Genomic DNA, 12,144 nt, shown 5'->3' with positions numbered 1-12,144 from the left:
CGCATCGTCAAAATCAGGCAATCGGTTGGTGCACGGTCACCAGCTTGGTGCCGTCGGGAAAGGTGGCTTCGACCTGGATCTCCGGGATCATTTCCGGGATGCCTTCCATGACCTGTTCGCGGCTCAGCAGGGTGGTGCCGAAATGCATCAGCTCGGCGACCGTCCTGCCATCACGGGCGCCTTCCAGCAGCGCGGCGGAAATATAGGCCATGGCTTCCGGGTAATTGAGCTTCACTCCCCGCGCCAGGCGCCGTTCGGCAACCAGGCCGGCGGTGAAGATCAGCAGCTTGTCTTTTTCGCGGGGGGTCAGGTCCATTGTTTAATCCGTTTTGTGTCGTTTGAGAGTGACCTGTAGGAGCTGCCGAAGGCTGCGATGCGTTGGTGATCGTGACGACCGGTTCCCGGTCGATCGCAGCCTTCGGCAGCTCCTACAATGACGGTGTTTGTCAGGTACTCCATATTCTTGGCGGTACAGCCTCACGTCCCAGCAATGCCGGGCGCAGCAGCTTCCATAATTCGATCAGCCAGGCGCGGGCGTGCAGGGCTTCGTCGGCCAGGCAGCGGGCGACCAACAGGCCGGGTAGTTGAGTCAGGTCAGCGCGTACGGGATTTAGCAGGTTGCGGCAGGTTTCCAGCAATTCACTGCTCACCTCGCCAGTCACCAGCAATGTGGCGAACACAGGCTTGCCACCCAGGCCGATGGGCGAGTCGAGCAGGCCATCGCCGCCGATGATTCGCTGGCGCTCGTGCCACAGCAATTGGCCGTCGCGGCGGATCTCGACCTGCGACTGAAAATGACCACGATCGAAGCGCTCGCCACTGGCTGGGCGGCCCAGTGCAACCATGTCCCAGTACAGCACACGTGCATCGCCTTGCAGCTCGATGCGGGTGGTCAGTTCGGCCTGGGCAGCGCTGAAGACGATGGTTTCCTGCGGCAGCCATTCCAGCGTGGCCCCGGCCTCTACGCGCAGCTCCAGCTGTTGATAGGCCGGGCTTGCGGCGCGGTACCACTTGGCCGCGCCGGGGCTGGTCAGTTGTGCCCATGCGTCTTTGCCGACGTTGGCCGAAATATCGAGCCGATCACCGCCGGCAATCCCGCCCGGTGGGTGAACGATGATGTGTTGGCAGACCTGCGGGCCTTCGGCATACAGATGCTTTTGCACCCGAAGCGGGCCTTGATGCCGACGCAGGGTCGGTCGCGTGCTGTCGCCGAAACGGCCATAGCCCAGCTCCAGCTCGGCGTGCCAGCTGGGGGTGAACAGCGCGGTGTGGGCAGGAAGGTTCATGGTGTCGTTATGTTTTATAGGGTCTGACGATAGAGCACACCTTAACGGATTGGCGCATCAAATAGTCACCAGACCGCGAACCCCTTCGGCTTCCATGTCATCGCCACGGCCCTGCTGAACAATTTCGCCACGGGACATCACCAGGTACTGATCCGCCAGTTCAGCGGCAAAATCGTAGAACTGCTCCACCAGCAGAATCGCCATGTCGCCTCGCGCGGCAAGTTTCTTGATCACCGCGCCGATCTCTTTGATGACCGACGGTTGGATGCCTTCGGTGGGTTCATCAAGGATCAACAGGCGAGGGCGGCTGGCCAGGGCACGGCCGATTGCCAATTGTTGTTGCTGGCCACCGGACAGGTCACCGCCGCGTCGGTGTTTCATTTGTAGCAGCACCGGGAACAACTCGTAGATAAACGCCGGGACTTCCTTGGCTTCGGAGCCGGGGAAACGTGACAGGCCCATCAGCAGATTCTCTTCCACGGTCAGGCGGCCGAAAATTTCCCGGCCCTGGGGCACGTAAGCGATCCCGGCGTGTACCCGTTGGTGCGGTTTGAAGCCGGTGATGGTTTTGCCTTCCCATTGCACGGCGCCTTCCTTGGACGGCAGCAGGCCCATCAGCACTTTGAGCAGCGTGGTCTTGCCCACGCCGTTACGGCCGAGCAGGCACGTCACTTCGCCGATATTCACCTCGAAGGACAGGCCACGAAGAATGTGGCTACCGCCGTAATACTGGTGGAGTTTGTCGACTTGCAGCATGGGTAAGTTCTCAAGCAATTGTGAGTGACCTGTACAGGCTGTGTGAAAACCCCAACAGAAAACTGAACTGCGCGTTCGTACGTCAATTCAGAAATAGATCGGCTGCTGGACAGACCTGGATTTCACGTAGGAACGCGATTTTCAGGTCGGTTTTTAATCAGTTAATCGGTCGCGGAGGTTTTCACACAGCCTGTGTAGGAGCTGACTTGTCTGCGAATGGCGCGACGCGGTATGTCTGACGAACCGCGTTGTATGGTCTTCGCAGACAAGTCAGCTCCTACAGGGGTATCAATCATCTTCCGAGATACACCTCAATCACCCGCTCATCCGCCTGCACGTCGGCCAGCGACCCTTCGGCCAGCACGCTGCCTTGATGCAGGACGGTGACGTGATCGGCAATCGAACCGACGAAGCCCATGTCGTGCTCCACCACCATCAACGAGTGTTTGACTGCCAGGCTTTTGAACAGCTCGGCGGTGAACTCGGTTTCGGCGTCGGTCATGCCGGCCACCGGCTCGTCGAGTAGCAGCAATTGTGGGTCCTGGACCAGCAACATGCCGATCTCCAGAAACTGTTTCTGCCCGTGGGACAACAGCCCGGCCGGGCGATGCATGGAGTGGGTCAGGCGGATGGTTTCCAGTACCTCGAGAATGCGGTCTTGCTGCTCGCCACTCAGGCGCGCACGCAAACTGGCCCACACCGACTTGTCGGTTTTCTGCGCGAGCTCCAGGTTTTCGAACACGCTCAACGCTTCGAACACCGTCGGCTTCTGGAATTTGCGCCCGATCCCGGCCTGGGCGATTTGCACTTCGCTCATCAGCGTCAGGTCCAGGGTTTCGCCGAACCAGGCCTTGCCGTGGCTGGGCCGGGTCTTGCCGGTGATTACGTCCATCAGTGTGGTTTTGCCCGCGCCGTTGGGGCCGATGATGCAGCGCAATTCGCCGACGCTGATGTATAGGTTCAGATCGTTCAACGCCTTGAAACCATCGAAGCTGACGCTGATGTCCTCCAGGGTAAGGATGGTGCCGTGTCGGGTGTCGAGGCCTTCACCGGCGAGCTGGCCGTGGCTGATGGCATCACGACTGGTGCCCGCATCGGAGTTCGGCGCGAGGATCGGTTCGAGCATGAAGGCGGGAGTCGGTGTGGTTTTCATTGCTCGCCCTTTTTCTTCAGCAGGCCAATCACGCCTTTGGGCAGGAACAACGTCACGACAATAAACAGCGCGCCGAGGAAGAACAGCCAGTACTCAGGGAAGGCCACGGTGAACCAGCTCTTCATGCCGTTGACCAGGCCGGCACCCAGCAGTGGGCCGATCAGCGTGCCACGGCCACCGAGGGCGACCCACACGGCGGCTTCGATGGAGTTGGTCGGCGACATTTCGCTGGGGTTGATGATGCCGACTTGCGGCACATACAAGGCCCCGGCCAGCCCGCACATCACGGCGCTCAAGACCCAGACGAATAGCTTGAAACCGCGTGGGTCGTAGCCGCAGAACATCAGGCGGTTTTCAGCATCACGTAGCGCGGTCAGCACCCGGCCGAACTTGCTTTGCGCCAGGCGCCAGCCCACATACAGGCTGCCGACCAGCAAGACCACGGTGGCGAGAAACAGCGTCGCCCGTGTCCCCGGTGAGGTAATGCTGAAGCCCAGAATGCTGCGGAAGTTGGTGAAGCCATTGTTGCCGCCGAAGCCGGTCTCGTTGCGAAAGAACAGCAGCATCCCGGCGAAGGTCAGGGCTTGGGTCATGATCGAGAAATACACGCCCTTGATCCGCGAGCGGAAGGCGAAGAAGCCAAAGATCAGCGCCAACAAGCCCGGGGCCAATACGACGAGGCACATGGCCCAGAGGAAGTGATTGGTGCCGGTCCAGTACCAGGGCAGTTCGGTCCATGACAGGAACGTCATGAACGCAGGCAGGCCATCGCCGGCGGCTTCGCGCATCAGGTACATGCCCATGGCATAGCCACCGAGGGCGAAGAACAGGCCATGCCCCAGCGACAACAGCCCGGCATAACCCCAGACCAGATCCAGCGCCAACGCGACGATGGCATAGCAGAGGATTTTGCCCACCAGCGTCAGGGTGTAGGCGGAGACTTGCAGGCTGTTGTCGGCCGGTAGCAACGATAACAATGCCAGTGCGATCAACACCACAAGGACCGCCGTGCCGACGGCCAAGGTGATTGTCGGGCCGGCTTTTTGCGCAGCCGTGACCATAAGAGGCTGGTTCATCAGTCGATCACCCGTCCTTTGAGTGCGAAGAGCCCTTGCGGACGTTTCTGGATAAACAGAATGATCAGCGCCAGGATCAGAATCTTGCCGAGTACGGCGCCGATCTGCGGTTCGAGGATTTTGTTGGCGATGCCCAGCCCGAAGGCCGCCATCACGCTACCGGCCAGTTGACCGACTCCGCCCAGCACCACGACCAGGAAGGAGTCGATGATGTAGCTCTGGCCCAGATCCGGGCCGACGTTGCCGATTTGACTCAAGGCCACGCCACCCAAACCGGCGATGCCCGAGCCCAGACCGAAGGCCATCATGTCGATGCGGCCGGTGGGTACACCGCAGCAGGCAGCCATGTTGCGGTTCTGAGTGACGGCGCGCACGTTCAGACCCAGGCGGGTCTTGTTCAGCAACAGCCAGGTCAGGACGACGACGAACAGCGCAAACGCAATGATCACGATGCGGTTGTACGGCAGCACCAGATTGGGCAGCACTTGAATGCCGCCAGACAACCACTCGGGGTTGGCGACTTCGACGTTCTGTGCGCCGAAGACCAGACGCACCAGTTGAATCAGCATCAGGCTGATGCCCCAGGTCGCCAGCAGGGTTTCCAGTGGCCGGCCATACAAATGGCGAATAACCGTGCGCTCCAGGGCCATGCCGATGACCGCCGTGACGAAGAACGCCACCGGCAGCGCCACCAGCGGATAGAGCTCCAATGCCCCCGGCGCGTAACGCTGGAACATCAACTGCACGACATAGGTGGAGTAGGCTCCCAGCATCAACATCTCGCCGTGGGCCATGTTGATCACGCCCAGCAGGCCGAAGGTGATCGCCAGCCCCAGCGCCGCCAGCAGCAGAATCGAGCCGAGCGACAAACCACTGAAGGCCTCGCCGAGTATTTCGCCAACCATCAATTTGCGTTTGACCTGAGCCAGGCTGGTTTCGGCAGCGGTGCGCACGCCGGCATCGGTTTCGACGGTGGGGTCGAGCAGGGTTTCCAGGCGTGTGCGGGCCAGCGGGTCGCCGGTTTCACCCAGCAAACGGACGGCGGCCAGACGCACGGCCGGGTCACTGTCCACCAGTTGCAGGTTGGCCAGCGCCAGGCTCAAGGCGGTGCGCACGGTGGCGTCGGTTTCGCTGGCGACCTTTTGATTGAGCAATGGGAGCTGTGCAGGCTGGGCACTTTTTTGCAGTTGCAGCGCCGCCGCCAGACGCAATTTGGCATCGACAGCGAGCAGTTGGTGGCTGGCCAGCGTGGTCTCGATCAGACCCCGCAGGCGGTTGTTCAGACGCAGGACTTTTGCTTCGCCATCGACCGTGATCTGGCCTTGTTGCAGGTCATTGATCAACTCGACTCGCGCCGGATCTGGCTTTGCCGCCCAGGCTTCAAGCAGTTTGGCTTGCTGCACCGGATTGGCCGCCACGAAGTCACTGGCATCGCTGGCGTGGGCTGCCAGTGGCAACAGCAGCACCACAGCGAGAATGAGGCGTATTAGGGCAGTGGGCATATCGGATGTCTCACGGTCATGCGCGGACTTTGTAGGAGCTGACTTGTCTGCGATAAGGGCCGAAGGACCTTCATTCGGTGCTGGACATGACACTGATTCCAGCCGTTTTGCGAGCGCTGCGCACTCGATCGCGGGCAAGCCCGCTCCTACAAGGAGAGGGGTAACCGATTAATTACTTTTCACCGCATAGTCCGGCTTCTTGTCGTTGCCAGGGATGTAAGGGCTCCACGGTTGAGCGCGGATCGGGCCTTCGGTCTGCCAGACCACCGAGAACTGGCCGTCGGCCTGAATCTCGCCGATCATCACCGGCTTGTGCAGGTGGTGGTTGGTTTTGTCCATGGTCAGGGTGTAGCCCGACGGTGCGGCGAAGGTCTGGCCAGCCAGGGCTGCGCGAACCTTGTCAACGTCGGTCGACTTGGCTTTCTCGGCAGCCTGCGCCCACATATGGATGCCAACGTACGTGGCTTCCATCGGGTCGTTGGTCACCGCCTTGTCAGCGCCCGGCAGGTTGTGTTTCTTGGCATAGGCTTTCCAGTCAGCGACGAACTTGGTATTGACCGGGTTCTGCACAGACTCGAAGTAGTTCCAGGCGGCGAGGTTGCCCACCAGCGGCTTGGTGTCGATCCCGCGCAGTTCTTCTTCGCCGACCGAGAACGCCACAACCGGCACGTCGGTGGCTTTCAGACCCTGGTTGGCCAGTTCTTTGTAGAAGGGGACGTTGGAGTCGCCGTTGACCGTGGAGATCACAGCGGTCTTGCCACCGGCGGAGAATTTTTTGATGTTCGATACGATGGTCTGGTAATCGCTGTGGCCGAACGGGGTGTAGACCTCTTCGATGTCTTTGTCGGCGACGCCTTTGGACTTGAGGAACGAACGCAAAATCTTGTTGGTGGTGCGCGGGTAAACGTAGTCGGTGCCCAGCAGGAAGAAACGCTTGGCGGCGCCGCCTTCTTCGCTCATCAGGTACTCGACCGCAGGAATGGCCTGCTGGTTAGGTGCTGCACCGGTGTAGAACACGTTCGGCGACATCTCTTCGCCTTCGTACTGCACGGGGTAGAACAGCAGGCCGTTGAGTTCTTCGAACACCGGCAATACCGATTTACGCGACACCGAGGTCCAGCAGCCAAAGACCACCGCTACTTTGTCCTGGGTCAACAACTGACGGCCTTTCTCGGCGAACAGCGGCCAGTTGGACGCTGGGTCGACCACCACCGCTTCAAGCATCTTGCCATTGACGCCGCCCTTGGCGTTGATTTCGTCGATGGTCATCAACGCCATGTCTTTGAGTGACGTCTCGGAGATCGCCATGGTGCCGGACAACGAATGCAGGATGCCGACCTTGATCGTCTCAGCGGCCTGGACGCTCCACGTCATGCCCATGGCGGCAATCGAGGCGGACAGGGTGAAAGCTTTGATCAGACTGCGACGCTTCATTGGGCTATCTCCATTCTTGGATTTCAGGGGGCGGGTGCGATCACTGCAAACGCGTGTCTGAAAGGTCTTTAGCAAAGGCTGGGCCAAGGATGAAAACGTCGCAAAAAGGTATGAATCTGTTGTCTGGACTAGATGCCGCGCACCGGCATGGATCCAAATCCATACACGGGTGCGCGAGTTGCGCTGATGTGGTGCGCGACGCAAAGGTCGAACGCTAGACCAGTATTTCCCGATTCCCGGTGTAGATATCGAAAACATGGGTGCTGAGTTCTTGGGGCATGGCGAAGTAGGTGAAGAATTTTCCGTCCACCTCCTTGGTCGCCATTAACTGCACGGGCGTACTCGGTGGAATAGCGACATGATCGCCGAGGAGGATGGTGAACATATTTTTCTTGGGTACAGAATTGTCGAAGATCATGAAAATCAAATGGTCATCGGCCGTCGCGTGTTGAGTGACGAATTGGTCCTGACTCCATCGTGTTGCATTCCAGCGGCTGACGGAGGCGGATTGAACGCCCGCGTCGGCATAGATCAGCCCGATCTTGCTTTTCAAGCGTTGCAAGCTGGCAGAAGACACATGGGCTACCCGAAAGGCCACGCCTTGATACTCGTTGAGTCGGTAAAACTCTTGCAGGAACTTGCGTGTGGCGGGGTTTTTGGTGCCTGCTCGCAACACCGTGTTTATGTCAGCTGAACCGGCCTCGCAATAGGCAAGCACCTCTGGAAGAAACGCGGAATTGGAGGTTCTGGCCAGCGCGAGGTAGTCAGTTTCAAAGCGCGTCTTTTCTGCGATGCTCAAGCTCTCCACTGATTTTGGCCATCGCATTGTCAGCCTATCCAGTTCGCGACTCGCACCACTGAAGATGAGCGTATTGGTGCCCCTGGCGTGATAAGACGCCCTGATCCAGAGGCGTTTTTTGTTGCGAAGACCAAACCCGCCGCTGTGCACCAGCATGCCAGGATCGCCGGGGGCCTGGCGATAGAGCGGAGAGTGCCCAAATAGATTGAAGCGGTTGCGGACGTAGAACACCTCATCGCCTATTTTAGCGATGGTGAATTTTCCAGGGTCAAGCGCTGTGACCCGTGCTGAGTTGCCCAGTTGTGGCGCGCGGGTGGGTGATAGCAAAAAGCCGATATGTTTCTCACCATCGGGTCCGATCCTGCGTACGAGTGGCGGGGCAGGGCGAAACGTGTTAATGGGGGTCACAAGCTTGGTCGGGAGGGAAAGCTTTCCAATCCCCGCGGGTACCAGGTAACTGAGGGCAACAAGGAATTCTCCAGCGGCGCCTTCGTAATCGCTTTCATCGATTTTTCTGAAACCCTCCCAGGCTGCGTACAAGCCCAGGCCGAGTACCAGGGGAATCATCACCGGCGCAGGCAAAAAAAGGAGGGCGATGCCGATTGCCAATTGAACCGTGGCACTGTGGTCACTGGCCTGGGGTCCTTGCGAATTGACCCTGCATGCTTTCGCGTCGCTGATCATGTGGTCGATTCTGATGTCGTGGTTTTCAACGAGGAAGTCTTTGCTCTGTTCGACGAAGGTCACGACCTCCCAGAGGATGGCGGGGAGCGGGACTGGCTGTGGCAGGTATTTGAAAAAAGTCGGGAAGCGGTAATGCTTGAGCCAGGCATCCATTTCGAGGTTTCTGTGCGTTATAGGCCGTTGTGCGATAGGGATCTGCAGCAGCAGGTACTCACGGAATGCCGGTTGGGTGAGAAAGTTGTTTTTGAGACTTTCTGTGCTTGAAAACCAGCGAAAGACAATGCCGTCTGGCGCGTTGAGCGTGCAGAGCACAATGGCCCTTCGTTCACCGGCATCGTCCGGTGCGATCAGCATCACATTCGACAACAGTACAGTGTTGATCTTCAGAAACTTGAGCTGAATGTTTTTGGACTTTACCTGCCTGCGCATTGTCGCGTCAGGAGCATCCAGCACCGCTGTTATCCAGTCCAGACCGACTTGCTCAAACCCTTTTCGCCTGGCCATGAGCAACCCCATGCGCATTTGGGTGAGCGCCAGCCTGGTGGACTTCTCAAGCAAGGTCCGGGCATAGGCAGATGTTTTCAGCGTGGTGACCAGAAAACGATCGAAGATGTCCTCGATGTTGATTCGGGCCACCAGATCACGGACAGCGTTGGCATCAAGTCCTCGGATACGAATATTGTTCGCATCGGTCACAACGATGTCGCGTGAGTAACCCGGTTTGAGTATGCGTGGTTGTTCGACGGCCAATGATTTGAGCGTATATCGTTTGGTCAACGTGCTTCTGGTCTCCCGCTCCGTTTGTCCCGGAAAGGCAGGCGTGGGTAACTCCGTGAAGTAGATGATATCGACGTAAACCGTGTCGGGAGTCAGCCGTATGTTTTGCTCGGACAAGAAGGTCTTGAGGACGCTGTCGATGTATGCATTGAGAAGCAGGTCGCTGTCGAATTCAGGCGTGTTCAACTGATCCTGAGTCAATTGCTGAAGTTCGATGATCGAGCCACCGAACGTTTTTGCCGAGGTTAACCACTCGCTTTTTTCCTCGGTACTCATTGCGTGCCACCAACCGGGCATGGCGGCATGGAGGTGGTTTTTTTCGTTCCTGTCCAGACTCAGGTAGTTGTCGAACTGATACCGCGGGTCGAGCATCTGTGACAGCCGTTCCAGAAATCCCTGGCAATCGAGCGCGCCGGCTTTTGCAACCTCGACGCAGTGAGCGAAATCCGATTGTTGTTTCATTCGTTGCCAAACGAACTGCGCGCTCAGGAAATCGCCACCGGTGGGGATGTAACGCCAGGCGTGCGTGACTTGGCCTTGATCCGGGCCTTGCAGCAGGGAGGTGGTGTATTTGGACTCTGCATTTTTCAACAGCCACTGTTTTTGTTCGGGGTCGGCCAGTCGCTGGTTCAATGCTTCAGTCAGTAAAGGAAACGACGCGAATCCCTCCAGACCGGCATTCGGGGTATAGAGCAAAACCGGGCCCAGCCTTGCGTCGTCGACAGTAGGCATGCCGGTGTTGCAGGCATAACTGAGAACGAAGCAGCCTGCAAAATCGATTGCCGGCTGATCGGGCCGATCCAGTGACAAGGTATAAACGCCATGCTTTTGCACGGGGTTAACGCTTTTATCCTGGCTATAGCGGAGCATGATCTTCAGCATGTCGTCCTGAGCCGCGGTCAAGCTGCCTTGTTCGACCCCTACCCGCGCCTCCATTTGCAGGGTGTGTACACGTTCTTCGTTGAACAATGCCCTGCGCGTCTTGCCGGTCGTCTCGACGATGTTCCAGTAACTCAGCAGGGATTCGTTGTAGGCATCGATCAATGTGTTGGCTAACTGACCGTAGATAGACTGAATGTCCTTCTGACTCAAACCCCCAACCAGCTCTCGTTCGTCGACGGTTGTGGGATGAGTGAACAAGCCGTAAAGGTCATCTTCGGACAGCACTAATGTGCCCAGGAAAAAATCGATCAGACTGTCGCGAAAAGGTATGGCGCGTGTGAGCGCGCGGACCGTACGGGGCGTCGGCGATGCTGTTGGTACAGGAAAGTCGGTGAAAGGAGGAATGTGGGTTGCGTTGAGCTCATACAGGTTCAGCCATGTGTTATTGAGATCAATAACAAGAGAGGGGAAATCGCGATCAAGGATTTTCTGCAGTTCTAAGTCGACAATATCGGGAAAGTAGGGCGGGAATATCGTTGTTACCGGTGGCTGTGCTTGTCGCGTAGCGGGTGTGGGAAGTTGAGTGGTCATAGTGGCTATTCATAACTCGTGAGAAGGGTGTCCGCTCGATACAGAATGGATTGAGCGGTCCAAGTCATGAAGTCACTGTGGGCAACTGGCGTCTGTCGGCCGCTGGAGATCCGGCAGGGCGCATTCAGCTATTTGCGGGTAGGGCAAGTCCGACGGCTCAGCGCTTGCGCATCAACACAATAAAGAACAGTCCACCGATGGCTGCCGTGGCGACACCGATAGGCAAGTCCTCCGGCGCGATCAAGGTGCGGGCGGCGACATCGACCCAGACCAGGAAAATGCTCCCCATCAATACTGAAGCCGGCAGCAGTCGACGGTGTTCGGCGCCCACCAGACGTCGGGCAACGTGAGGCACCATCAGGCCGACGAAACCGATGGAGCCAGTGATCGAGATCATCACGCCGGTCATCAGCGAGGCGATCAGGAACACCTTGATTCGCACATTGCGTGCGTTCAGGCCCAGGGTCACGGCGGTCTGTTCGCCGGCCATCAAGGCATTCAAGGCGCGGGCCATGGCCAGCAGCAAGACCAGTCCGACCAACACGCTGAGTGCCGGGATGCCCAGCAGTTCCCAGCGTGCCAGCCCCAGCCCGCCAAGCATCCAGAACATCACCGCGGAGCTGGCGCGATGGTCCCCCATGAACAGCAGCAGGTTGGCCGCCGCCATCATCACGAACGACACCGCGATCCCGCACAGCAGCAGACGGTCACTGTCCAGGCGGCCCTGGCGGCTGGCGATGGCGAGCACCATCAGCATGCTGCACAACGCGCCGATGAACGCGGCAACGGGCAGGGTCAGAATGCCGATCACTTGGCCGACATGCAGCACTACGATCACTGCGCCCAATGTCGCGCCGGAGGTCACGCCCAGCAGATGCGGATCGGCCAGCGGATTGCGGGTCACGGCCTGCAACACCGCGCCCGTCAGCGCCAAGCCGGCACCTACCAGCGCGCCGAGCAACATCCTGGGCACGCGAATCAGCCAGACAATATGTTCCTGGCCTGCGCTCCAGCTTGGCGAGTCAGGCCCCAGACCGAACAGCTTGTGCAGGAGAATCTGCCAGACCACCTCTGCCGGCACCCGCGCCGAACCGAAACCCAGCGACAGCACACACGAGGCCAGCAGCAAAATGCCGAGGCCCAGCATCAACAGGCTGTAGTTGCGCCCACCGCTGATGGATAAGGGCAGGTTCAAGGACAGACG

The 12,144-nt window shown here is 58.8% G+C and carries 9 protein-coding genes; all 9 read right to left on the bottom strand.

Features of this window, described 5'->3' with window-relative positions; all coding sequences use genetic code 11:
• Window positions 1-13 precede the first annotated feature (13 nt).
• Window positions 14-316 (bottom strand): urease subunit gamma, encoded by a 303-nt coding sequence (gene ureA, locus AC1MEE_RS22600; protein ID WP_033055605.1) that lies wholly within the window; start codon window positions 314-316, stop codon window positions 14-16.
• A 130-nt stretch (window positions 317-446) separates the two neighbouring features.
• Window positions 447-1,286, bottom strand: a complete 840-nt coding sequence (locus AC1MEE_RS22595) for an urease accessory protein UreD (protein WP_480411756.1) — start codon at window positions 1,284-1,286, stop codon at window positions 447-449.
• 57 nt (window positions 1,287-1,343) lie between these two features.
• Window positions 1,344-2,042, bottom strand: coding sequence for an urea ABC transporter ATP-binding subunit UrtE (gene urtE / locus AC1MEE_RS22590; protein ID WP_480411755.1), 699 nt, complete (start codon window positions 2,040-2,042; stop codon window positions 1,344-1,346).
• A gap of 292 nt (window positions 2,043-2,334) precedes the next feature.
• Window positions 2,335-3,195 carry an urea ABC transporter ATP-binding protein UrtD gene (urtD, locus tag AC1MEE_RS22585; RefSeq protein ID WP_480411754.1) on the bottom strand — a complete coding sequence of 287 codons (861 nt, stop codon included), beginning with the start codon at window positions 3,193-3,195 and terminating at the stop codon, window positions 2,335-2,337.
• Window positions 3,192-4,271, bottom strand: a complete 1,080-nt coding sequence (gene urtC, locus AC1MEE_RS22580) for an urea ABC transporter permease subunit UrtC (RefSeq protein ID WP_480411753.1) — start codon at window positions 4,269-4,271, stop codon at window positions 3,192-3,194. Before urtC ends, urtD begins: the two co-directional genes overlap by 4 nt.
• Window positions 4,271-5,773 (bottom strand): urea ABC transporter permease subunit UrtB, encoded by a 1,503-nt coding sequence (gene urtB / locus AC1MEE_RS22575; RefSeq protein WP_480411752.1) that lies wholly within the window; start codon window positions 5,771-5,773, stop codon window positions 4,271-4,273. The genes urtC and urtB overlap by 1 nt, the downstream gene beginning before the upstream one ends.
• 168 nt (window positions 5,774-5,941) lie before the next feature.
• Entirely contained in the window at window positions 5,942-7,207 is a 1,266-nt protein-coding gene (gene urtA, locus AC1MEE_RS22570; RefSeq protein ID WP_480411751.1) for an urea ABC transporter substrate-binding protein, read from the bottom strand.
• Between the two features lie 214 nt (window positions 7,208-7,421).
• Window positions 7,422-10,940 (bottom strand): dermonecrotic toxin domain-containing protein, encoded by a 3,519-nt coding sequence (locus tag AC1MEE_RS22565; RefSeq protein ID WP_480411750.1) that lies wholly within the window; start codon window positions 10,938-10,940, stop codon window positions 7,422-7,424.
• 157 nt (window positions 10,941-11,097) lie between these two features.
• Window positions 11,098-12,087 (bottom strand): FecCD family ABC transporter permease, encoded by a 990-nt coding sequence (locus AC1MEE_RS22560; RefSeq protein ID WP_480416305.1) that lies wholly within the window; start codon window positions 12,085-12,087, stop codon window positions 11,098-11,100.
• Between the last annotated feature and the right edge of the window lie 57 nt (window positions 12,088-12,144).

It is taken from the genome of Pseudomonas sp. ASL3, from assembly GCF_056680425.1.
The sequence above is the reverse complement of the archived record's forward strand: the minus strand, read 5'-3'. Positions and strand labels throughout refer to the sequence as shown.